Raw genomic sequence first — 22,519 nt, forward strand, 5'->3', positions numbered from 1 at the left:
GCCCCAGCATGATCTCAGTGCTGCGGGCGGTTCATCAGCGCGTAAATCGCGGGAACAAAGAGCAGCGCGGAAAGGCCAACGAGGGCAGCAATGACGACGGAGATCGTTGAACCAACGGAAACCGCGGCGAAGATACCGAGAGCGGCGAGGAGGACGATCACCGAGATGATGGCTGTGGCATCGGCGGCAACCTGCCAGCGAGCCTGGGTGAGTTCGGACTTGACGATGTGCTCCATGAATGGGGCTCCTTTTCTTGTCAGTGCCAGCGGTGGCACTGACATGCCCCCGCACGGCAGCGTGTCAGTTGATGCTGTGATGTCTCCGATGGACCATCGGATCTATTCCAGCGCTCTCTAAGCTAGCAAGGTCAGATGCACCGAGTCCATTTGTGTGCGTGAAAACACAGGCAATCGGGGGTTCGTGGTCGCAAGAACGTGCGCGGATGTGGCCGATGGCTGTCGAACACAGCGGTGCCGCCGCACCCGTGGGATGCGACGGCACCGGAAAAGGAACGACTGAATAATTCAGTCGAAAGACGTTCAGCCGAGACGCTGAATGTTCTCAGCCTGGAGGCCCTTAGGGCCCTGTGTCACCTCGAACTCGACCTTCTCTTCCTCGAAGAGGGTGCGGCGTCCGGCATCCTGGACGATGTTAGAGAAGTGAGCGAAGACGTCGGCGGAACCGTCGTCAGGAGTGATGAAGCCGTAGCCCTTTTCGTCGTTGAACCATTTGACAACGCCAGTGGTCATGGGGTGTTTCCAATCTTGTCTGCCCCGGCGGGGCGTGGGACCGATCCTCGATCAAGGATCGGCATAGTCACGCAACCTCCTGCAACCACCAGGCAAAGCAAGTCCTGCAATGAAACTGTGAAACTACCCTGCTAACGCTACCCCATCCGGGCACAACAGATGCCGTATTGCTTCACATCCCACAAAAACGAGACGAGAACGTCACATCGAATGGAGAAAGCCCGCAGAATCTGCGGGCTTTAAGCCAAAGAAATGCGCGAACACACCATTTCCTGTGGTGCGCGAGGGGGGAGTTGAACCCCCACCCCATCACTGGGACACGGACCTGAACCGTGCGCGTCTGCCTATTCCGCCACTCGCGCGTACCGGAAAAGAGTACGGGGATTCGGTGGACTGAGTCAAACCCGAATGTGGGTTTTACGTCATGATTTCTGCCTCACTTCGGCCCCGCGTGAGTCACCCCCCCGCACGAGAGCCTAAGTCATCCCCACACGAGAGCCACTGCCGCAGCGACGCAGCTGGCAATGGCGACCAGCCCGTCACGCCACGACACGCTCAGCCGTTCGGCACGAACTTCGGGGAGTCCACCGCGCAGCGACATGGCACGCCCCGTGTCGGCTGCCCCGCGCGATGCCGCTGACAGCGTTGCTGTTGAGATATCAACAAGGAGCCTCAATGTTCCCCGGATATTGAGAGTAGCGATTGACCGCCCCATGCGGATTTTCACCGTGTCGATCACCGAGGTTGTCTGGTCTTGGAGGATCGGGAGTGCTCGTAGGGCGAGCTGCATGATGCGAGTCCACTCGTCAACGGGCACATGCAGCCACTTCAGCGGCCTCAACAGCGTGGCCATCGCCTGCACAAGCCGATCCGTTGTGTAGGTCCACAGGAGAATTCCCGTGCCCCACAAGACGACGATCGTTACCGCCATCGCCCGAAGAAAGATGAAGAATCCCCCACCCAGGGTCGCGCCGACGAATCCCCCGATGAGCCCGGACCAGAACCAGATCGGGGGACGAGGGAGTGCGCTTGCGGGAACACGAATGATCAGTGTTGCAATCGCGAGCAATGACGCCAGCGCTCCGACGGTGATCCACGTGGGTTTCACGAGAAGAATGGTTGTCAGGACAGTCCAACTGAGGATCAGGGTGCCCGGCCAGGTGCGCGTCAGTCCGCTATCCCACGGCAGCGTGCGTGGCGGGGCAAATGATGCGGGTTTACGTGGTTTCGATTGACGAGGACGAGGCGTCACCTCAGGTGCGAGATCGCTGGGTGCCTCTGCGTGGCGCATTGCCGGAGCCGAGGCCGCTGCCTCGTCCTCGTTATTGCCGTGCTGCATGGACATCTGCTGGGTCATCGGAGGATCCCTTCGGTCAGCTCCATGCGGTCGGTGCATAGGGCGTCCAGCCCGTCGGTGTCATGCGAGATCACGAGGACGGCGAGGCCCTGGCGTCGCCGCTCGGCAAGAACGTCAATGAGGAGTGACCGCGATTGGGTGTCAAGGCCCGCCATCGGTTCATCAAGGACGAGAACCTGAGGGTCGGAGGCGAGCAGCCCGGCAAGGGCCACGCGGCGCATCTGACCACCGGAAAGTTCGTCGATGCTCCGAGTCGCAAGATCTGGATCGAGACCAACTGAACGCATCGCTCGGTCAATGAGGTCCTGCTGTTCGCGTGGGAGCACTGCCGCATCACGGGTGCTTTGCCTGCCTCGGCGCCGGTGGGCAGCTCCTCGGCGCCTGAAGCGTCGAGGCTGCGTGGCGGCGTCATCATGACCCACGACGGCATCTTTTTCGGAGCCGTTCCCAATGGCGGGGCCGTGACCTGCGGCGGCAAGGATGTCGGAGCGCACGGATGGGCGCTGGAGTTGAAGCCGGGCAAATTGCATCGACAGCGCGACATCTCCGATTCTTGAGGTCATCGGGTCTGAGCCGAGCGTGCACTTGCCCCACGTCGGCTCGATGAGTCCGGTGAGGATTCGTGACAGCGTCGTCTTTCCCGACCCATTTCCTCCGGTGATGAGAAGCCCCTGCCCGGGAGAGAGAATGAACGTGACATCGCGCAGGACCGGGTTCTCCCACGGGGTTCCCACGTCGTAGGTATGGGCAACGCCGTTGGCCCACAGGTGTTCACCGGGTGGACGATAGGTCGGCGCGTCCGGCATTGGCGCAGGAATATCTGGGGTGTCCCTTTCCGTGGCCTGTGGATTGGAGGGGTCAGGTACCGGTGTCGCCGGATCGGGAGCGTTCTCGGATTCATTGGCGAGGACGAGCGCGGTTTCCCCAGACACAATGCGACCCTCGCGCACATGAATAACCCGGTCGGCACGCTGAGTCTCGGTCACGTCATGGGTGATGTGGACAACGCTTGTTCCCGACTGGGGAAGTGAAGCGAGGATGTCGAGAAGTTCCCGGCGGCCCTGCTGATCAATCATCGCCGTTGATTCATCGCTGATCAGTAGGCTGGGACGCCTCACGAGAGCACCGGCCAACGACAGACGTTGAAGCTGTCCACCCGACAGGTGCCGCGTCAACGCGTCTTCTTGTCCTCCAAGTCCCACCGTGGCCAAAACAGCGGGAAGATCAACGCGGGCTCGCTCGTGGGCAGACAGCCCCCACAGGACATCGTCGGCAACTGTCTCACCGAGCATCTGCAACTCCGAGCGCTGTGACACGAAGGCCACTCCACGGTATTGCCCCAGGCGCGCCTCGCCCTCGCCATATTCGATGGTTCCCGCCGTTGGTTGCGCCCCGGCGAGAAGTAGCGCGAGCGTTGACTTCCCCGAACCATTCGGCCCCTCGACAACAACGAACTCGCCCGCATTGATTGTGACGCTGACATCGGATAATGCGGGCTGCTGCGATCCTGGATAACTGAAGGACGCGTGACTGACGCGGACGGGAAGAGGTGAGGCGGCCTCGTCCTCGTCAATGATGAACGAGGACGAATCCCCTGGTGAGCGTGACGGAAGCGAGGAATCCTGTGGTGCGGTGCGAGTGGTCGAGGACGTCGCCGCAATGAGCGGGTCCCACCCGGAGGCCAGATCAATGCGTCGCAGGATCGCGCCGAGAAGCCAATATGCAATGACGACGAGCAGTGCCATTGAGATCAGTGACATGAGGGGAACCCATATCCACCAGGTATCCACAAGCACTGAGATTGCGTGTGACAGGGATGTTGAGGCGCCCTGAAGACCGGGGATTTTACCCAGGAGCGTGACGTAGCCATTGAGACTGGTGCGGAAGGATTCAAGAAATAGGGTGCGCAGATCGTCGAGAATCCACAGGACACCCGTGACGGCTGCACCAACGATTCCCCCGAGGACAATTCCGGTGACAATGATCCCCGGCCAGCGCATCCCGCGGCGCATGAGGGAGCCAACGATCACTCCAACGATTGCCGACTGGGCAACCGTCCACACGCAGGACAATCCACCAACTGCCATCGTCATCAGGAGTGTTGTGACAACGGCGGCAACGGTGGCTCGGGGGCGCAAACGCACGGCAATCATCGCCAGAGGAACCGCCGAACCGACCTGGAGGAATAGTGCGAATGGGGTGATCACGGTGGCAAGGATCCCCAGTGTCACCGCGAGGGATGCCAACGCCCCGCAGGTTGCGATGTCTGTTGGGCTCAGCGCCGCGGCGGTCTTTCGGACGGGGGTGGGCGTCACGGCGGATGTGGCGTGGTTGCGGCTGCGGAGGTGAGGACGGGAGGGTCTGGCTGGCACGTCCGCTAGTCTGCCAGGAACTCCTGGGAAAATGCTCGGTGCGTTCTTATTGAGGAAGGGATCTCGAGAAAAAATGTGAGCGTTGACATAGACTGGTCATGCTATTTTTTAACCGAGACAACGAGGTCTTGATTTTTATGGCTACCCGATCGCGGGCGTCGCTGACGCTCAATCCCCGTGGAACCACGAAAAGAAAACCAGTAACAAAAGAATCCGGAATCAGTCCGGCGAAAATTATCGGCCAAGTTGGTGCCGCTATCGCTGTTGTCACGTTCCTCTTCGTTGAGCTTCCCGGCCTCGACCCAGCAGGATCACGAATGTTCGGGATTTTCCTTGCCGCGATCCTCCTGTGGGTCACCGAAGCCATCCCGCTGTTCGCCACGGCGGCGCTGGTGATGCTCCTGGAAGTCCTCTTCGTTTCCGACAAAGCAATCCTGGCTGTGGCCGAGGACGCGCCCGCCTATACAACTTTCTTCGGGGCCCTGGCGAATCCCGTGATTATTCTGTTCCTCGGCGGATTCATGCTTGCCGACGGTGCCGCAAAGTACAAGGTTGACCGAGCGCTCTCAGCTGTCTTGCTTAAACCCTTCCTCGGCAATCCGCGTCTGACCGTCATGGGGATCATGCTGATCACCGCGCTCATGTCGATGTTCATGTCGAACACGGCGACAACGGCAACGATGTTCGCCGTGATGATGCCGGTGATCCTGGGGCTACCCGAAGGGAAAGCACGCACCGGGATCGCCCTGTCGATCCCGGTTGCTGCAAATGTTGGAGGCATGGGAACCCCCGTTGGGACACCTCCTAACGCCATCGCCCTGGGAGCACTCGACACCATCGGCATGTCGATCTCCTTCCTTGATTGGATGCTTGCCGCCGTCCCCCTGATGCTCGTCGTCCTTGCCGTCTCGTGGGTCTTCATTTCGTGGCGCTACATCCCCGGAGATGTCCCGTTCGTCGTTGACACTTCAGCGAAGTTCGACACCTCACGCAACGCCACAATCTTCTACGTCACCGCCGTGATCACCGTCATCTTGTGGATGACCGAAGCCATCCACGGACTCTCCTCAAACGTCGTCGGATTCATCCCCGTTGTTGTCCTCCTCGTCCTCAAAGTCATGACCGGCGACGACCTGAAAACCCTTGACTGGCCGGTGCTGTGGCTCGTTGCCGGCGGCATCGCCCTCGGCAGTGGAGTTGGCTCCACCGGGCTGGACACCTGGCTCCTGGGATCAATCGAATGGGAAGCAATTCCCGCGGTGCTCCTCCTGCTGGTCCTTGCCCTCGTTGGATGGGTAACCTCGAATGTCATCTCGCACTCGGCCTCGGCAAATCTCCTGATCCCGATGGGAATTGGCTTGGCAACAACCGTTGACTCCTCAACCGCAGAAATCGCCATCGTCCTCGCCCTTGGCTGCTCCCTGGGAATGTGCCTGCCGATCTCCACCCCGCCGAACGCCATCGCCTACTCAACGGGGACAACACCGACGAAAGAAATGACGATCGTCGGCCTCGTTGTCGGTGTTGTCGGCGTGATCCTCCTCGCCCTCGTTGCACCCCTGACATGGGGCGCACTCGGAATCATCTAAATCGGGGAGAGAAACGATGACTTCGACGCACGGGGATGTTGACGTTGGCCACCTCGGATGGACACAGGTCCTTGGGGAACACGACGAGCGCCTGTGGGAACGCACCGACGCCATTCACACGGGACATCGACCAGGATTCGACGTCCATGTTCTCGTCATCGGCGACAACTCATCGCTGATCGCGCATGCACTCACACTGGACATGGCGCGGGCGTTCCCTCGCCTCTGCCTCGACCACATTGATGGGCCAGCTGACCTTCCGCGCTACAACGCGAGCCTGGGTCCGTCCGATCACGTGGCCCTCGGTATCATCACATCAGAGGTGCAGGATATTGATTCTGCGCTCGCGGACACGGAGAGCATGCCGATCCTCGCAATGACCCGATGGATGGTTGTTACCGACCGTGACACCCATTCTGACCTGACGCGTGCCACCACGAAAGACCTCATTACGTCGATCGTTACCGTGCCCTGGACGGTGCCGCTTCTCATTGGACAGTCCTACTCAACGATGGTGCGTCATATGCAGGGCGAGGGGCGCACCCGAGATCAGATCATTTCGCTCATCGGTCATCCTCCCGCCGAAGCCGTGCAAGGGCCACTTCTTGAAGGCCTGGGCATTTCCGAACGCCGCGTCGTCCTCGACCTCCTCGCAGGGGTTGAACGCGTCCTCGGCCATCGTCCTCGTCTCACGGTGCCGCCCGGAACCCAGCTGGTGACTCAGGGGGAGCGGGTGAGCGCGGTGCACCTCGTACTCGATGGAGACGTTTCCCTTCATCGCGATTCCGCTCGGGGGGAGGTCCTCGCTCATCACGCGTCGTCAGGACCCCTGATCGGACTGGTTTCCCTGGCACGCGGTGAATCTGCGTTCTTTACCGGTGTGACGACCTCGCCGACGACCCTCGTGCGACTGACAACCGAACAGCTTCAGATTGTTCTGGCGAATAACCCGTCGATCGGGTCGACTCTGACCGCGCTGGCGATTCGCTCACTCACGCGCCGGCTCATGCGCGCCGAAGACCTCCACCTGCAAAACGCCATGCTGGCTGAGGATCTTGAGGCACAGAAAACACATCTCGCCGAAGCGCTTGAAGACCTGCGAAACACTCGCGCTCAGTTGGTTGAACGTGCAAAGTTCGCGATGCTCGGTGAACTGTCCGCCGGGATTGCTCACGAACTGAACAACCCCGTGACAGCTCTTGTTCGAGCCGCCGAGCATGTTGGCGAGGACGCGGACCGCCTCCTCAAAGGCTCACCCGAGCTTGCGTCTGCGAGGGTCGCTATGGAACAGGCTCTCACCCAGGCACCTCGGTCAACTGCGCGGGATCGCGAACTGGTTCGCACCATTCTGCCCGAGGTCGGAGAGGATCGGAACCTCGCTCGGCGGCTCGTTCGTCTTGGGGTTGAAACGCCAGAGGAAGCACGTGCTGTGCTGGCGGGATCCGGACGTGACCTCGAATCCATCGAGGCTGGCGCGCGTCTGGGTGCGTCCCTGCGTTCCGTGATTGCTGCGTCGCAGCGGGTCATCACACTGACTCATTCCCTCAAAGGGTATGCCCGGCCCGACGCCGACGAGAAACGTCCGCTGTCCGTTGCCGAGGGAATCGAGGACGTGCTCCGCCTGACGAACCACCGATTGCGTGGAATCGACGTTGAACGTGACTATGCGGATGTCCCCGAAATCATTGGGCATCCTGCGAAACTTCAGCAAGTGTGGACGAACCTGCTGGTCAACGCCGCCGAAGCCCTTGAAGGGGAAGGGCAGATTGGCGAGGGCGCGCATATTGATGTGATCGTGCGCTCCGTGTCAGTTGAATGTTCAGGTAAGTGGATCGAGGTGATCATCGCCGACAACGGCCCCGGTATCGCACCTGAACTCATCGACAAGATCTTCGAGCCACACTTCACAACGAAAGCTGGGCGCGTGCGGTTCGGTCTGGGAATGGGAATGTCCATTGTTCAGTCGATTGTTTCGGACCACTCTGGAACCCTGACCATTGATTCGCGGCCCGGGTGCACCCGCATTTCCGTGAGGCTGCCCATTGACTTGGCTGGGGAGTCTGGTGGGTTGGCTGGGGGTTCTGGCGGGCTGGTTGGGGAGTCTGGCGGGTCGACCGGGGGTTCTGGTGGGTTGGTTAGGGATTTTGACGGGTCGACCGGGGGTTCTGGCGGGCTGGCCGGGGAACTGAATCTTCCCCCTCCAACATGACAATGGGATCGCGCCAGCTCGCGTTCTCGTCTCCCTGGGGAACGAATGTCCCTTTCCAGATGACGATTTTGGAATAAACCACACCTAGTGAATAACCTACGAAATCAAGTGAACTCAGGAGTAACGATGACACTGACGATTCTTTCCCTTGAAGATGAAGCGGACGTTCGCGAAGCCCTCGAACGTGACCTTGAGAATTACCTTGATCGATTCCGCCTAGAGATGGCCGAGGACGTCGACGACGCATGGGCCGTTATCAAAGAAATCGAAGCTGATGGTGACGAACTTGCTCTGGTTCTTTCCGATCACCGTCTCCCGGGTCGATCCGGAGTCGACTTCCTCGTCGAACTCGTGGCCGATGAGCGCTTGAGTGCTGTCCGCACCGTCCTCGTCACCGGTCAGGCCAACCAAGAGGACACGATCCGCGCCGTCAACGAAGCTGGCCTCGACTATTACATTGCGAAACCCTGGGATCCCGAAGCGCTAAAAGCGGTCGTCCGCAACCAACTCACCGAATACGTGCTGGAAACCGGCACGGATCCGCTGCCCTACATGCCGTTACTTGACGGCGTGCGCGTCATGGAGGCGATCCGGTCGGGGATGTGAGTGAGGGCCCCGGGGATTGGTGTGGTGGGTGCGGAGACTTGTCCACAATGACCGCACTGACGAGGACTCTATACGGATTAGCCCTGCTGACGCAGAAACTTGGGATGGAGACGAGGTATCGCGTGCGGATCGCCGATGACAGCTGATTCGTTTGATCCGTGATGTACCTGCGGACCGGCTAGCGTCGACCCTTGCGGTGGCGGCCTTTTCCGGGAATGAGGAACCCAATGAAGATTGTCAGGACAATCAAGGACATCGAGAGTGCAAGTTGGGTGAGAGTCAACTTTGGCATCGCGGGTCACCTTCCGTATGAATGATTCGTAGCGACGAGGGAGGACTGTGAATGCTGAGGAAAGTCTATAATAGTTCGATAGGAATTCTCCATGTTTACCTTTGAATCTTCGGATCTGAATCTGACCGTGCAGCGCGTCAACGTCTACGGTCAGTTGATGCACAACATCAGTTGACATGAGTACCGCGTCATGCGAGGCATCGGGTTCAGATGGTGCGAATTGATGCTTACTGCTTTAGAGTGGTGCATCTGCTTGTCGCGGATGTGCGTACGGAATATGTTCTGATAGGGTCGGGACCGACACAGTAGAGAGAATTCCTAGTTGGGAATCAGTCGTCGTTTCCCCTGATAGACTTCTAGGGTTACACAGGAAACGAGTGTGAACGCTGGGAATCAGTCATCGTTCCCCCTGATAGACTTCTACTACGCAAGCGGCAAAGAATTTCATTGCTGGGAATCAGTCATCGTTCCCCCTGATAGACTTCGTGAGCGTCGATGTTCGTCAACGCCTTTGCTGGGAATCAGTCATCGTTCCCCCTGATAGACTTCGAGAATGATATTCGTCAGGCATCCGTTTGCTGGGAATCAGTCATCGTTCCCCCTGATAGACTTCCCCGGTAAACCGAAGGAACATCCCCGGGGCTGGGAATCAGTCATCGTTCCCCCTGATAGACTTCCAGACTGGAGTCTCGCCGCATGTATGACGCTGGGAATCAGTCATCGTTCCCCCTGATAGACTTCCCAGACGCACAATCACATCCTGCGCTTCGCTGGGAATCAGTCATCGTTCCCCCTGATAGACTTCACATCAGGCGCAACCCGCGCCGCCCGCGGCTGGGAATCAGTCATCGTTCCCCCTGATAGACTTCTGCTTGCCAGCATGTATGGAGTCGAAATGCTGGGAATCAGTCATCGTTCCCCCTGATAGACTTCTTCGGCGCCGCGTCTGGTTTGTTGTTGGGCTGGGAATCAGTCATCGTTCCCCCTGATAGACTTCCCCAAGCAACAACACTCGCCGCAACACAGCTGGGAATCAGTCATCGTTCCCCCTGATAGACTTCAGCTCCCGACGCTATCCGTGTGCCCGGAGCTGGGAATCAGTCATCGTTCCCCCTGATAGACTTCTGCCGTGAACGATCCCCACGCGCGTATCGCTGGGAATCAGTCATCGTTCCCCCTGATAGACTTCGTTTTCCCGATGTTTCTGCCCCGTCCTGGCTGGGAATCAGTCATCGTTCCCCCTGATAGACTTCAGGGGGACGATTTTCCCTTGGAATTACAAGGAAAACTAAAGATTTTCCGTTAAAAAATCATGAGCTGTTCGGGTTCTGACTCGGGTGTTTGTGGCTTCGCGTTCTCAAAACGGAGCCCCGTGGACCACTGACGATCGGTCAATGCGATTATTCGGACCTGTCCTCCCTCGGGCAGATAGGTCTTTATTGCATTTATCGTGGCGTAATTCCAGCCACCCGCTGGCCAATACTTAATGTACACAGAGAACTGGACCATAGAGAAGCCCCAATCGAGAAGAGTGTGTCGAAAACGAGAAGCTTCACGCCGTTGAGTTTTTGTCTCAACCGGAAGATCGAACATCACGAGGCACCACATAGAATCATCCGGCATGTGTAGAATCCTTGGTCTGAATTGGCCCCCTCCAGGTTGGTGGATTTAGCCGTTCACGCTGCCCTTCGATGTACTGACCGAGTTGCTGTGCAAAGTCATCGAGGACTGCAGGGATCCCTCGTCCGTCGTCAGAAAATGGTTGTTTGGCAGCAGCCACCAAGAGCTGTTTAATGGCCCGGTCGCTAGGAGAAGCGGTAGTGTCCAACTGAAAGACCACGTGATCAATGCATGGTCGAAACGGCTCGATCAAGTCGTCTGCCAATGCGAACGCGTTACCGCGACCGTGGTGGAAAAGTCCTAGAGGCGCTGACAATCCTGCGCTCAAAATAGATTTAATTACAAATCCGCGGAGGACGGCATATCCGTAGTCGAGACATGCGTTCAGACCGTCATCACTTCTTGTGCCAGGAGTACGTTTGTCTCCGTCAAAAAGCGCTTGCCAATAGATGCGCGCTGCTTGTGCTTCGATGTTTCCGGGATCCCCGGAACGTACTTCCTTTGAGAGGGCTGCGAGCGTTTTTGTCTCTGGAAGGCCGGCAGCATCCAGCACGGCTGCTTGCCCTAGTACCTTTGCTTTGACGATTCGTCCCCACGCGTTCTTTCGGCGCGGTTCCGAAAGCCGAGCTTGAGCTTGATGCCGAGCAGCAATGCGACCGTGATCGGACCAAGAGAATGCGCCACCCTCGGGAACGCCCCGCCAGTCGCAAAATAGGACAGCAACATCAGCTTCACAAAGCCGGTGAAGTGTGGCCGCGCTGAAATGAACATGCATTCCGACAAGAACGACTGCGAGATCGGCAACGGGGATTCGCTTATGAACTTCGGGTTTCTTTGTCAAGGAGATCGCTCCTCGATCCGAGGTGATTGTGCCATCGAATTCCGTAAGATCAAGGATCTGCCATTGCCGACTCATCACTCACCTCAACACATATGAGGAAGGAAGGGACGTCTTCTGGGTAATACGACGTTCTCCGAGCGCATTCCGCCTCACTACCTGTAATTCTGTCGTTGATAGGAGAGTATTGACAGTGGATAACCATCCTCGATCAAAAGTAATTGTTTGGATTGCTTCACCAGCGCCCTCTGGCAGCCCCTCTCCTGAAAGAACCATTGGACGGAGCCTAAATCTTGATGGTGATGGAAATCCTGCAATCCGCCAGGATTGACACCTAGGGTACTCGCTGAAAAATGTTCCGATTGCATGAGTATTGAATGAAGATGGGTCCAAACGAAGTTCATCTCCTTCAACCAACCATCCGATGTAACTAGCTGTACCACTAGCCAACGCCGTGCGCAGCTTTGGCTCAGCTGTTCGAACGCTAATTGTTGAGGGTGCAAGGGGAGCAGTAAAGAGATCTCGATCTTGTACTTTGGCAAGATCGATTTGGTAAACGCGAAGCATTGCGTAGATAGGCTTCTTCTTGCCCTCAATTCTATAGATTCGAGCGTGATGGATTGCGTTTCCTAGTTGTGCAGAACCACCCCTGACCATGACCGATGCTGAACTGCTCTTGAAGAATGGGAGCTTGTCGTCAGCGCGGAAATGAGTGCCGTTTACGCGAATGTGTCGGTTTGAATCTGCAGGAAGACCGGTACTCGGATTGTAGTCAGGGTGTCTCGTCAATGCAGTCCAAAGTGCCGGTGTAGCGGCACGGTCAATGAGTTCGGAAGAGAGTTCTGCGCCTAGGGCTACTTTGCTTAGCTCACTGATAGTTGCCTCATGAATCGCGCCACTTCCTTGCCGTAAACGCATGTTCTCGAGAATCGGAATAGCGTCGTCAGTTAACGCTAAGTTGAATAGCTCAACTGCTCGAAGCATTGAGTCCTTCCAACGGTTCCACCGTTGTTGTGTGGCGACAGTGGCCCCCGTATATGACTTCCAGGTTTCAGCTTCACCGGATATTCGCTGAGCGTCACGGATACTATCGCGTTCGGCGAGGGTCTTCGCAACAGAGCGATCCATCAGGGCGATTACTACGGCATCCATAGCATGGTGACGACGATCAAAGCGCGTCTTCCCATGCCCGCCGATGAGATTTACACGGTTTTCAAACCCGCTAGCCTTTCTGGCTGATGCGGTCAATGAACCACGGAATACTGCAACGTCAACAATTCTTTCTTGTCGGTTAAAGTGCGCGTCAATTCGGTGGCGTAGCTCGGAAGCCATCCATGCGACGGACTCAAGGGAACGACCATCGATCTCGTCGTCGGGCGTAGTGAGTGTAAGTCGTTCGATTACTTCGCGTTTAAAGCGATTAAATGCCTGTGCAGTCATTCCGCTGTCACGTTCCCAGACGCGAATAGCTTGTATGACGTTCTCGAGACTCACTTTGTCGTTTGATGTAGTAGCGGCCCATACAGCAAACGGCATTTTGCCCTTGGAATGGTTGCAACGCCTACAGACTGCGAGCAGGTTCGATCGAGTATTTGTTGAGCCGGCACCTGCGCGCGGAACAATATGATCCATCTCCGCTGTTCTGAAATCGATGGCGCACCCACAGTACGCGCAATTCCCACCTTGTCTTTGGATTGCCTGGTAGCGGATAAGCTCTGAGCGACGAGTGCGCCCAGAAATGTTCAACTGTTCACGCATGCTCTCATAGGTGGCCATGTTCGCCTTTCGGCGCCGCTCAATGTCCCGTTCATATTCACGGCGTACCTTCTCACTACCGAGTGCATTACGAACGTGCTCGATGTAGATCGATTCAGGAGTGCCAAATCGTGACTCAATTCCCATGAGCCATCGGTTGATCTGCTTTGTCACTCGATCTACAGCGGGATTGCCAACGGGGAGACCGATTGGATCGGCCGGCGGCGTCCATGTGTCGTCGACTCTGAAGACATACTTTCGCGCCTCGTGGAGATCGATTCCCATCTCGAGCATTGCGTCGGTGAGGCGACTCATTGAATCTAGGGAGTATGCGGCGCGGCCCGAGGGAAGGTTGATCTTTTCAAATTTTTCCTGATCCGTTTCGGTTGCTTGTTCGAGTACCTCGGCAATCTCATCATCGATTTCCGTGTCGATCTGAGAGCCGCCGCTGTTGGAAAGGGCATCAATCATCAGACCACGGCGAACGAGGTCCGCGCTATCCCACCATTCAACCAACCAAGGAATCTTGGACTCGCGAATTGCTCGGTCGGTCACGTCGATAGGGGGCCGGCTCAGCGAGGGAGCGCCATCAACGCCCTCCTTTGCGGTACCTCTAAGTTCTCGTCGGCTGACCCCGAGCGTCTCCGCGACATCTGCCCACGACAGGTCGTCGGATCGATTTGAGTCCGTGAGTAAGTCTACGAGCAGGGACAGTTCGTCGGGGTCGAGCTGGCGTGAAACACCTCCTTGGACAATGCGAAGATTCGTCAGGACACCTGCGATCCTGAAAAGCTGAAAAACGGGGTGTGCTTTTTCTGCACGAGGTAATGCCCCCTGGCCAGGTAACGCATCTTTCCCGCGGAGTGCGCTCGCACTTCCACGTGGGGACTTTGCATAGAAAACCTTACGGAGCAAAATATTGAGGTCGTCGTCAGAAAGCTTCTGAGTCTGCGCGATCAGCCGAATCTCCTGGGCATTATCAGTTTGATGGAGCTTGCCGCTGAGGATCCCTTCGGCGCCACGAATCCGGCCCTCTGGGAAATCTGTCAAGTATTGCGAGATGACTTCACCGGGAGTGAGGTCCGGCGGAAGCGTCTGTCCAAGAGCCGCGCCGACGCGGGAGTTGAGGGCAACGAGGAACTCGGATGGTTCTGCTGTCACAAACAGGGTTTCAATCTTTGCGTAGGGGCTTCGCCACCCGCGATGGCGTGCGATATGACGAATTGCAATAGAAATCGATTTGAGACGCTCTTCCGGATCCTCGATAAAGTGGTCTGTTAAGGCTGCCCTGATGTGCCACGGAGCGTGCGGGTCTGTGAGGGTTTCTAAGTCGACCAGTGGATATCCCAGTTGCATTAGTGTTTCATCAAGATTCTTGAGGCGTTTCTTCCGAGCCCGAACCAAGCGGCGAGCGCGTCGGGCAAAACCTGAACGAGCCTTGCGAGTTTGCGCAAATTTCGCGCCATCCGGATCGATCCCCGAGTCATGCATGAATACGACGGAGTTGAGAATAGATACCGGCATCCCCGAATCATCGACCTCAACGGCAGCGTAGCCGGTTGAGTGGCTACCGACATCAATCCCGATTCGGTACCGTAGGTGATTGCCTGCTTCGTTTTCGATAATACCCATAAGAGAATTGTGCCATGCGTCACCTGCATCTGAGGCCCGTGAAACACAATGTATGGATTTCGTTCAGTACCGATTTCCCGCTATGAGACAGGAGCGGTAGCCATTCCAGTTGATACCAGTCCCTCATTGGTTGATTTTTAAGCGTAGCTCTTTTCGGCAAAGATCAGAGATCTGCTCGTCGGTGAAGAGATCTGCAAATACTCGCGCACCTCGATTTTCGATCGGACCTCTGAAGATAGCTTCACCTGGTGATCGGAGGGCATCTTCTGATGGCTTCCAAGCAGTGGAAACCTGGGGTTAATCTCCGGAATCAGTTCACCTTAACCGGCAAATGTGGGGCGAGGCAGTGCGCAGCCTGGTCTGTCACAGGTCACAAGTAAGGGAGGGGTCGTGCTTACGGATGGCCATGCTTAGATTCTGGCGTGGTCACTTGTATGAGGTCCTTGCGCTGGGGAGATCCGAGTTTCCTAATGGCTTTCGTCACCGATTGTGCGCGATTGTCACGCGTCAGGTTTAGTGGCAGGGGCGGCTGAGCCCTTCAAGGACCTCGAGGTGATCGACGTGGAGGTGGGCATGTTGACCGCGAGGATGCTCGAGCACATCCTCTATGGGAGTCGTCCAAGCCGAGGCGGCGGACACATGTACGGTCACGGATGGAAGGCCAAGGGGATGAGGTGGCGTAGCGAGTTTTCACAGTCATGGACGCAACGTGACATCACCAATGCCATACGGGAAGTCCTCGAAAATCATTGGGACGGGGAGTCCGTTGGCTCCTTCCCGGCTACTATTAAGGGCGAAATAGTTACAGTGGCTATTCGTCGAAATAAAGCCGGTGCCGTGGAGATTAAAACAGCGCATTCAGGAGTGCTGTAGGAGATGATCATGCTGTTCGAAGATAGTGAACTCACTGATGAAGAATATCGGCGGCTGTACGACGATCTGCGTGTGTACGCTATCCAGGTTCCTGACCCAGATAACAACGTAGCGATGAGCGACCGGGGATACAACAACGATCAAGAAGAGGCAATGGGTGGACTGATGATCCCGCTCATCAATGGTGACGTGATTCTGTCTGATGATCTCATGGCCCGGCTGCGCGCTGAAATGCCAGAAGACCCATACTGGGCTCCAGAATTCCGTGACCTTGAAAAGGCTCAGAAGAAGCTGCGTCAGAAAGCCGCGATCAAGGAACTCAAGAAGTTCGACTGCCCCGATCCGTGACGGGGTTCTGCAAGCACCGGGTGATGTGGCCGGGCTCAATGACCCCCGATCACATGAAAAAGCATTATCAGGAAACCCGGGTGCCTATTGACGTTCCCGCGTAGGTGACTATCGGGTGATCAGTGAAATCATCAATGACCAGTTAAGCATTGTTGCGATAAAGGTGAGACATTGAGGCCACGTCTACCGTGTTGATGGTCGCTGACACTCTTTGGAGCAGCAACGAAGGTTCTGATCGAAGTCAGGTTAAAGAGGTAGACAAATATCAGGACATACACCGACATTAACGGAACTGTTTTCAGTGATAAAGCTGGGACTGCCACTTGAGCCTCAGTTGATGTTTGATACCCGGCCGACAACTACTTCAGTGATAACGTCGTTGCCTTGAGTATTCTCGATACGTCGTAGCGTGTGACAAGTCCTTGGAGTTCACCCGTTTCTTTGCCGTCTGTCGTAATCAAGGCGGCAACTGGCCCATCACCGGAACTCAGGGCGTTGCATACCGTGTAGACCGGAGCAGTTGGTTTGAAGAACTTTTCTCGCTCGGTGGCCTCAGCGTGGTCAAGGATAGTCGCGACGGTGACACCATCGGCAAGGAGTGTGCCATCCGAGTCAATGATTGTGCTGAGCCACCGGGCCATAGCGTTCGTGGTGAACAGACCGATGTATTTCCTGCCGTCATAGACAGGCATCTGGGAGATGTCGTGCTTGATGACGCTATTCGCCGCTTCAGATAGGGTGGCGGTCGGGGTTAAGACATCGACGTTTCTGATCATGTAGTCGGAGATGTGGGGTGCCCGCTCAATCCAGCGTGCGAGTTTCTCCATGAATTCGACGGTGTCTTCGCGTGGCACAGCGATAGGTTTACCTGCGTTGTAGTTTCCGTGTTGAATTGCGTTCCTGAGGTCAACGAGAGTATCCAATATATCCCGGTAGTTTCGCACGACGGAATGTTTCTTTTCATCCGCATGTATTATGGCGGTTTTGAGTCCGCTGAACTTCCTGCCGTATTGATTCTCAAGTGCTTTTTTCGCTTCTTCGACGGCGTTGAGAAATCGACCTGTTAAGTCGTTGGGATCGCTTGTTGAGTCCATGTCGGTGCCTTTCGCATCAGAAGGTAATAAGTCGATTATCCCAGGTCGGATTGTTGAAACATAAATTCACGGTGTTTGTTCGCGGGTGTCGAGGGGCCCATTCCTGACAGTACCCTGACATGACGATCCCCCTGCCCCTACACCTCCTCCGGAACCATTGAAATCGCACCGCAGGGGCACTCCTGTGCGCACACCGCGCAGCCCTTGCAGTAGTCGTACTTGAATTCATATTCGCCGGGCTTGATTTTCGTGATCGCGTTGTCGGGGCAGACACCGAAACAGTTGTCACAGCCAAAGCAGTTGCCACATGACATGCAGCGGCGTGCCTCAAACACAGCCGAGGACTCATCAAGGCCCTGGACGACCTCGTCAAAAGTGGAAGCTCGGCGAGCACCCTCAAGTTTTTCGCGCACCTGATGGGGAGCGTCCGCGTAGTACCAGGGGGTCATTCGGGAGAACTCGGCGGTTGGGTGCTTAGGCGCGGGCGTGTAGGTTGTGCCACGCAGATACGCGTCAATGTAACGCGACGCTTTCTTACCGTGACCGATCGCCACGGTCACGGTACGCTCGGACGGCACCATGTCGCCGCCGGCGAACACCCCCTCGATTCCCGTCATCATCTGGTTGGATACCTGGACGACGCCGTCCTCGATGGTGATGCCGGAAGCGTTCTCAATGAGCGACAGGTCAGCTTCCTGCCCGAGAGCCATCACCAGGGAATCGGCGCCAAGCTCCTCAAACTCGCCGGTTGGCTGGGGGAATCCGTTTTCGTCAAGCTCCATTTTCTCAATCGTCAGCGTGCCCTCATCAACGTGCTTGACGGTTGAGAGCCAACGCATCATGATGCCCTCTTCCTCGGCCTCGATCACCTCGGTGTCGTGAGCGGGCATGCGATCGCGGGTGCGACGGTACACAATGATTGCCTCGGACGCCCCCAGGCGCTTGGCGGTGCGCGCCATGTCGATTGCCGTATTACCGCCGCCGTAAACAACGACGCGGCGTCCAAGCATCGGCTTCTCACCGGTCTCGACGTCCTGGAGAACGGAGACGGCATCCATGATCTTCGCGGACGACCCCGCGGGAATGTACGCGCGCTTACCGATGTGTGCGCCCACAGCAAGGAAGACGGCATCCCACTGGCCGACCTCGTCCTCGATATTGTCAACTTTGGCGTTGAACTCGAAAGTCACACCCATGTCTTCGATTCGCTGAATCTCCGCGTCAAGCACTGCGCGCGGCAGACGGTAGGCGGGAATACCGAAACGCATCATGCCGCCGGCCATCGGACCGGCCTCTTTGATGTGAACGGAGTGACCCGCGAGCGCCAGGTGATACGCAGCCGACAGACCCGAGGGCCCGGCGCCGACAACGAGGACGCGTTTGCCGGTCGGTGGGTTGAGGACGGGAACGGTCCACCCTTCCTCAATGGCTTTGTCACCGAGGAAACGTTCAATCGCGTTGATTCCGACGGCCTCGTCAACTTGTGCGCGGTTGCATACCGTCTGACACGGGTGGTAGCAGACGCGCCCCATTGTCGCAGGCAGCGGGTTGTCACGCATGATCTGACGCCACGCACCCTCGTAGTCGCCTTCTTCGGCGTGGTAGAGCCATTGTTGAATGTTTTCCCCCGAGGGACAGCCCTTGTTGCACGGGGGGAGTAAGTCGACGTACATGGGGCGTTCCGTGCGCCATGACCCGGTTTCGTTCGCCAGCGAACTGCCGACGTTCAGCGTGATCGCAAAAGGTTGAGTTTCAATCGTCATGTCACTGGTCTTCTCTGTCCGAAGGGTTTTCGGTGGCTGCATTGCGAGTGCGCGCCTGCGCTTGTGCCTGTTTCGTTTCCGAGGCCGCGTGGAGGATCGCCTCGTAGCGTCCCTCGGGATCCTCGGGTGCGGCGAGGACACGGGCGAGGACGTCGTCGTCAAGCTGATCTTCGTCGATGAGTCCGTACCTGCGGATGTTTCGGTCGGCGATGGCCTGTAGGCGCGCAATGACCTCGGGTTCGCCGCCGCCCTTGAAGAGGTGTGCGAAGCGCCGCTGTGGCTTGAGGTATTCCTCGACGGGAGCTGGCCGGCGGATCTTCATGACGGAGGTGATTTCGCCGCCCTCGGCCTCGAAAATTGGGAAAAGTCCGGTTTGTGTGGCGAGGCGTGCGAGTGTGACGGTGAGGTTCGATGCGGATCCCCATCCCAGTGGACAGGGAACGAGGACGTGGATGTAGCGAGCACCGTGCATGCTCATTGCTTTCGTCACCTTAAATTCCAGGTCACGCAGGTCTGCAACGCTTGCGGTGGCGACGTAGGGGATTTCGTGGGCCATCGCGATGCGGGCCATGTCTTTGCCCTGACCGAAGCGATTGCCGGGCTTGGGGCCAACGGGCTGTGTCGTTGCCGTGCGAGCGGTGGGTGGGGTTGCGCCTGAACGCTGGACTCCCGTGTTCATGTACGCCTGGTTGTCGTAGCAAATGTAGAGGACGTCGTCGTTGCGTTCGAACATTCCTGACAGTGTGCCCATGCCGATGTCGACGGTGCCGCCGTCGCCACCTTGAGCGATGACGCGCGTTGACTTGCCTTTTGCGCGTAGGCCCGCTGCTGCTCCCGCCGCAACGGCCGGGGCGTTTCCGAAAAGGGAGTGGAGCCACGGAACGGTCCATGCGGATTCGGGGTACGGGGTGGAGAAAACTTCAAGGCAGCCGGTTGCATTTACGGCCACGAGGTCGCCGTCGGACGCTGCGGCGGCTGAGTCGAGGGCGTAGCGTGCCCCCAGGGCTTCGCCGCAGCCTTGACAGGCGCGGTGTCCACTGGTGAGGGTGTTCCACCGGTTCGGGTCGGATTGAACGGATCTGAGGCCCTCTTCAGCCAGACGGTTACCTACCGCGTAGGAGCCGACCTGATAGAACTTCACGTGCTCGCGCGCCGGAATTTCGGTTTGCCGAACGCCGGGGATTCCCAATGGTGTGCTCATGAGTCGCTCACTTCTCTTCGGATTTGGCGTCGGTGGACACCGGCACGTTGGCGGTTCCGACTAGCCCGCCGGCTTCGCTTCCGTTCGCTAAGGGACTTGCCGCGCGGGCACGAGCTGCGCCGCGGGCCGGGTCAGTGCCTTCGTTCTCTTCAAGGACCGCGTCCGTCCGAGCTTGCGAGGCGCGGACAAGGTTCTCAGCTAATGGTCCTGACCTGCGCGAATGTGCTTCGCGGGCCAACTCTTCCTCGACAAGATCACGGTCGAGGTCGAGGAACGTTTGCTCGGCGAGCGACCCCGCCGCCAGGTCATCGAGCATCCCGTGCAGTGACGCCTTCGTGATGGGGCGGCCACCCAGCCCTGCGATCACCTCAAAGTTCTCCAGGTCGAGGCCGCGAACGGCGCTACGGCAATGCGACGACACGATGCCGCCGATACCCACCGAGAACGCCTTTTCAACATTGACGAACCGCTGGCAACCCGATAGGGCTTCACGGACTGCGTCCGTGGGGAAAGGACGGAAGCTCGTGATCCCGAGAACACCGATTTTCTCACCGCGCTCGCGGCGTTCGTCAACAACGTCCTTGATGGTTCCAAGTACGGAACCCATCGACACGATGACGGTTTCTGCATCATCCAACAGGTAGGGGCGAACCAAACCACCCGAATCACGTCCGAAGACCTCGGCGAATTCTTTCTGAACCTGCGGAATCAACTCAAGTGCCTGCATTTGGCGGTGATGAGCCAGATAACGGACCTCGGTGTAGGCCTCAGGCCCAACCATTGCGCCGATAGATACGGGGTTCTCGGGGTCGAGGACCTGGCGTGGCTCGTAGTCGGGGAGGAACTTCGCGACCTGTTCGGCCTCGGGAACGTCCACCAGCTCCATTGCGTGCGTGAGAATGAACCCGTCCATACACACCATGACGGGCAAGGACAGCTCCTCGGCGATGCGGAACGCCTGAACATGCAGGTCAGCGGCTTCCTGGTTGGTTTCGGCATACAGCTGAAGCCACCCGGAGTCGCGCTGACTCATCGCGTCCGTGTGATCGTTCCAAATGTTAATCGGAGCGCCGATTGCCCGGTTCGCCACCGTCATGACGATGGGCATTCCCAGACCGGAAGCGTTGTACACGGCCTCGACCATGAAGAGCAAACCTTGGGATGCGGTTGCCGTGTAGGTGCGCGCCCCAACAGCGGACGCACCGATGCACGCCGACATCGCGCCGAACTCAGATTCGACGTTGAGGTATTCCGCCCCCGGCAGGTCACCCTTCTTCACCAGCGCTGATAGCGCTTCGACGATGTGGGTTTGCGGGCTGATCGGGTAGGCGGCAATGACGTCTGGACGACAGGCAGCAACGGCCTTCGCGATGGCCTGCGAACCTTCAATTTGTTCACGCATCGGTTCTCTCCTGTTCGTGGCCAGCGGGTGTGTCGTGGTCGCCGGGCTGCGACTTGGGCTGGTCGGCATCACCAGACGGCGTCTCCTGCGTGGAACCCAGAGCCTGAGCTATCAGATCAAAGGTGTGCGTTGCGGCGGCAATGTTTGCCTCACCGACCCGCCCGGGAAAACGACTGCGGATTGCACCGACAACGGACTCGAGGCGGATCAACCCGGTGAGAGCCGCAAATCCGCCGAGCATGACGGCGTTCGGCACGGGCCTGCCAACGAACTCTTTGGCAATATCGAACGCGGGGATCGTTTGCGCATGCCCAGCGGGAAGTGCGTTGACCATGTCACCCAGTCCGAGTTCGGTGAAACTCTTCGTTGAGTTCACCAGCACGTATCCATTGGGTTTGATGCCGGCGAATACGTCCATGACGGGCAGCAGCGTCGGATCTTGAACAATGATGACGTCGGGTTCGAGGACGGGTTCGCGTGTCCGAATCTCTGACTGCGTGATGCGGCAGAACGAGACGACGGGTGCGCCCATGCGTTCCGAACCGAACGAAGGAAAGGCCTGAGCGTGGTGTCCGTCCGTGTAGGCAGCCATCGCCAGCAGATCGGACGCCGTGACGACTCCTTGTCCTCCTCGGCCGTGGATTCTCACTTCAACCATGTCTTCGACGGTAAGACGATTCGTGGGACCTCGTGTGCGGCTGTGGTAAATCCTGTGAAACCGTGGGGAGAGTGCGGGTCACGATGTGGAAACTTTGCCGGGGTTTCGCTGAAATTCGCCACGCAATGCTTCCGTAATACGGTGTTTCAGCTTCTCCTGAG

At 57.7% G+C, this 22,519-nt stretch carries 17 protein-coding genes, 1 tRNA gene and 1 CRISPR repeat array; of the genes, 5 read left to right on the plus strand and 13 right to left on the minus strand.

Annotated elements, in window-relative coordinates:
• Positions 1 to 14: 14 nt before the first annotated feature.
• The 5 genes from G7Y41_RS00195 to G7Y41_RS00215 form a co-directional block, all read right to left on the minus strand.
• Positions 15 to 236 carry a hypothetical protein gene (locus tag G7Y41_RS00195; RefSeq protein ID WP_165216985.1) on the minus strand — a complete coding sequence of 74 codons (222 nt, stop codon included), beginning with the start codon at positions 234 to 236 and terminating at the stop codon, positions 15 to 17.
• A 303-nt stretch (positions 237 to 539) separates the two neighbouring features.
• On the minus strand, positions 540 to 749 hold the full coding sequence (locus tag G7Y41_RS00200) for a cold-shock protein (protein WP_165216987.1): 210 nt from the start codon (positions 747 to 749) through the stop codon (positions 540 to 542).
• Between the two features lie 275 nt (positions 750 to 1,024).
• Positions 1,025 to 1,111: transfer RNA gene (locus G7Y41_RS00205), tRNA-Leu, on the minus strand.
• 119 nt (positions 1,112 to 1,230) lie between these two features.
• Positions 1,231 to 2,106, minus strand: a complete 876-nt coding sequence (locus G7Y41_RS00210; RefSeq protein WP_231367305.1) for an energy-coupling factor transporter transmembrane component T — start codon at positions 2,104 to 2,106, stop codon at positions 1,231 to 1,233.
• A complete protein-coding gene (locus tag G7Y41_RS00215; protein ID WP_231367306.1) occupies positions 2,103 to 4,478 on the minus strand; it encodes an ABC transporter ATP-binding protein in 2,376 nt (791 codons plus the stop codon). The genes G7Y41_RS00210 and G7Y41_RS00215 overlap by 4 nt, the downstream gene beginning before the upstream one ends.
• A 137-nt stretch (positions 4,479 to 4,615) precedes the next feature.
• Here G7Y41_RS00215 and G7Y41_RS00220 point away from each other — a divergent pair, with 137 nt between their 5' ends.
• From G7Y41_RS00220 to G7Y41_RS00230, 3 genes are all read left to right on the plus strand, one after another.
• Positions 4,616 to 6,067, plus strand: coding sequence for an SLC13 family permease (locus G7Y41_RS00220; protein ID WP_165217807.1), 1,452 nt, complete (start codon positions 4,616 to 4,618; stop codon positions 6,065 to 6,067).
• A gap of 16 nt (positions 6,068 to 6,083) precedes the next feature.
• Positions 6,084 to 8,276, plus strand: coding sequence for a sensor histidine kinase (locus tag G7Y41_RS00225; RefSeq protein WP_165315487.1), 2,193 nt, complete (start codon positions 6,084 to 6,086; stop codon positions 8,274 to 8,276).
• Between the two features lie 126 nt (positions 8,277 to 8,402).
• Positions 8,403 to 8,882, plus strand: a complete 480-nt coding sequence (locus G7Y41_RS00230; RefSeq protein WP_165216989.1) for a response regulator — start codon at positions 8,403 to 8,405, stop codon at positions 8,880 to 8,882.
• 613 nt (positions 8,883 to 9,495) lie between these two features.
• A CRISPR array of direct repeats spans positions 9,496 to 10,427; the repeat unit is 36 nt; unit sequence GCTGGGAATCAGTCATCGTTCCCCCTGATAGACTTC.
• 49 nt (positions 10,428 to 10,476) lie between these two features.
• Here the strand turns inward: G7Y41_RS00230 and cas2 are convergent.
• From cas2 to cas9, 3 genes are read right to left on the minus strand one after another with little or no spacing between them, the layout of a single operon-like run.
• Positions 10,477 to 10,797, minus strand: coding sequence for a CRISPR-associated endonuclease Cas2 (gene cas2 / locus G7Y41_RS00235; protein ID WP_165315486.1), 321 nt, complete (start codon positions 10,795 to 10,797; stop codon positions 10,477 to 10,479).
• Positions 10,787 to 11,710 carry a type II CRISPR-associated endonuclease Cas1 gene (gene cas1, locus G7Y41_RS00240; RefSeq protein ID WP_165315485.1) on the minus strand — a complete coding sequence of 308 codons (924 nt, stop codon included), beginning with the start codon at positions 11,708 to 11,710 and terminating at the stop codon, positions 10,787 to 10,789. Before cas1 ends, cas2 begins: the two co-directional genes overlap by 11 nt.
• Before the next feature lie 3 nt (positions 11,711 to 11,713).
• Entirely contained in the window at positions 11,714 to 15,019 is a 3,306-nt protein-coding gene (gene cas9 / locus G7Y41_RS00245; RefSeq protein WP_165315484.1) for a type II CRISPR RNA-guided endonuclease Cas9, read from the minus strand.
• 573 nt (positions 15,020 to 15,592) lie between these two features.
• Between cas9 and G7Y41_RS00250 the strand changes: the two genes are divergently transcribed.
• Together G7Y41_RS00250 and G7Y41_RS00255 are read left to right on the plus strand one after the other, a co-directional pair.
• A complete protein-coding gene (locus G7Y41_RS00250) occupies positions 15,593 to 15,892 on the plus strand; it encodes a hypothetical protein (RefSeq protein ID WP_196819519.1) in 300 nt (99 codons plus the stop codon).
• A gap of 9 nt (positions 15,893 to 15,901) precedes the next feature.
• Complete coding sequence (locus tag G7Y41_RS00255) at positions 15,902 to 16,240, plus strand: hypothetical protein (protein ID WP_165315482.1); 339 nt, start codon at positions 15,902 to 15,904, stop codon at positions 16,238 to 16,240.
• A gap of 359 nt (positions 16,241 to 16,599) precedes the next feature.
• Here G7Y41_RS00255 and G7Y41_RS00260 read toward each other — a convergent pair whose 3' ends face one another.
• The 5 genes from G7Y41_RS00260 to G7Y41_RS00280 all read right to left on the minus strand — a co-directional run bounded on the left by G7Y41_RS00260 (position 16,600) and on the right by G7Y41_RS00280 (position 22,358).
• The gene (locus G7Y41_RS00260; protein ID WP_165315481.1) at positions 16,600 to 17,334 is read right to left on the minus strand and encodes a CBS domain-containing protein; all 735 of its coding nucleotides are present in this window, start codon (positions 17,332 to 17,334) and stop codon (positions 16,600 to 16,602) included.
• Positions 17,335 to 17,471: 137 nt separating this feature from the next.
• Complete coding sequence (locus G7Y41_RS00265) at positions 17,472 to 19,097, minus strand: NAD(P)-binding protein (RefSeq protein WP_231367307.1); 1,626 nt, start codon at positions 19,095 to 19,097, stop codon at positions 17,472 to 17,474.
• A gap of 1 nt (position 19,098) precedes the next feature.
• Positions 19,099 to 20,298: a thiamine pyrophosphate-dependent enzyme gene (locus tag G7Y41_RS00270; protein WP_165216856.1), complete on the minus strand. Its 1,200-nt coding sequence runs from the start codon at positions 20,296 to 20,298 to the stop codon at positions 19,099 to 19,101.
• 7 nt (positions 20,299 to 20,305) lie between these two features.
• Positions 20,306 to 21,700: a pyruvate ferredoxin oxidoreductase gene (porA, locus tag G7Y41_RS00275; protein WP_165315479.1), complete on the minus strand. Its 1,395-nt coding sequence runs from the start codon at positions 21,698 to 21,700 to the stop codon at positions 20,306 to 20,308.
• Positions 21,693 to 22,358, minus strand: coding sequence for a 2-oxoacid:acceptor oxidoreductase family protein (locus tag G7Y41_RS00280; RefSeq protein WP_165315478.1), 666 nt, complete (start codon positions 22,356 to 22,358; stop codon positions 21,693 to 21,695). Before G7Y41_RS00280 ends, porA begins: the two co-directional genes overlap by 8 nt.
• Positions 22,359 to 22,519: the final 161 nt, after the last annotated feature.

The organism is Schaalia sp. ZJ405 (assembly GCF_011038885.2).
In the GTDB taxonomy this organism is placed as follows: Bacteria; Actinomycetota; Actinomycetes; order Actinomycetales; family Actinomycetaceae; genus Pauljensenia.

Excerpts from the sequence above, each read along its gene's own strand:
- G7Y41_RS00195 (WP_165216985.1), bottom strand. The coding sequence starts at position 236 with ATGGAGCACATCGTCAAGTCCGAACTCACCCAGGCTCGCTGGCAGGTT.
- cas9 (WP_165315484.1), bottom strand. The coding sequence starts at position 15,019 with ATGGGTATTATCGAAAACGAAGCAGGCAATCACCTACGGTACCGAATC.
- G7Y41_RS00260 (WP_165315481.1), bottom strand. The coding sequence starts at position 17,334 with ATGGACTCAACAAGCGATCCCAACGACTTAACAGGTCGATTTCTCAAC.
- G7Y41_RS00250 (WP_196819519.1), top strand. The coding sequence starts at position 15,593 with ATGTTGACCGCGAGGATGCTCGAGCACATCCTCTATGGGAGTCGTCCA.
- G7Y41_RS00220 (WP_165217807.1), top strand. The coding sequence starts at position 4,616 with ATGGCTACCCGATCGCGGGCGTCGCTGACGCTCAATCCCCGTGGAACC.
- cas2 (WP_165315486.1), bottom strand. The coding sequence starts at position 10,797 with ATGCCGGATGATTCTATGTGGTGCCTCGTGATGTTCGATCTTCCGGTT.
- G7Y41_RS00280 (WP_165315478.1), bottom strand. The coding sequence starts at position 22,358 with ATGGTTGAAGTGAGAATCCACGGCCGAGGAGGACAAGGAGTCGTCACG.
- porA (WP_165315479.1), bottom strand. The coding sequence starts at position 21,700 with ATGCGTGAACAAATTGAAGGTTCGCAGGCCATCGCGAAGGCCGTTGCT.
- G7Y41_RS00200 (WP_165216987.1), bottom strand. The coding sequence starts at position 749 with ATGACCACTGGCGTTGTCAAATGGTTCAACGACGAAAAGGGCTACGGC.
- G7Y41_RS00270 (WP_165216856.1), bottom strand. The coding sequence starts at position 20,298 with ATGAGCACACCATTGGGAATCCCCGGCGTTCGGCAAACCGAAATTCCG.
- G7Y41_RS00210 (WP_231367305.1), bottom strand. The coding sequence starts at position 2,106 with ATGACCCAGCAGATGTCCATGCAGCACGGCAATAACGAGGACGAGGCA.
- G7Y41_RS00225 (WP_165315487.1), top strand. The coding sequence starts at position 6,084 with ATGACTTCGACGCACGGGGATGTTGACGTTGGCCACCTCGGATGGACA.
- G7Y41_RS00265 (WP_231367307.1), bottom strand. The coding sequence starts at position 19,097 with ATGACGATTGAAACTCAACCTTTTGCGATCACGCTGAACGTCGGCAGT.
- G7Y41_RS00230 (WP_165216989.1), top strand. The coding sequence starts at position 8,403 with ATGACACTGACGATTCTTTCCCTTGAAGATGAAGCGGACGTTCGCGAA.
- cas1 (WP_165315485.1), bottom strand. The coding sequence starts at position 11,710 with ATGAGTCGGCAATGGCAGATCCTTGATCTTACGGAATTCGATGGCACA.
- G7Y41_RS00255 (WP_165315482.1), top strand. The coding sequence starts at position 15,902 with ATGCTGTTCGAAGATAGTGAACTCACTGATGAAGAATATCGGCGGCTG.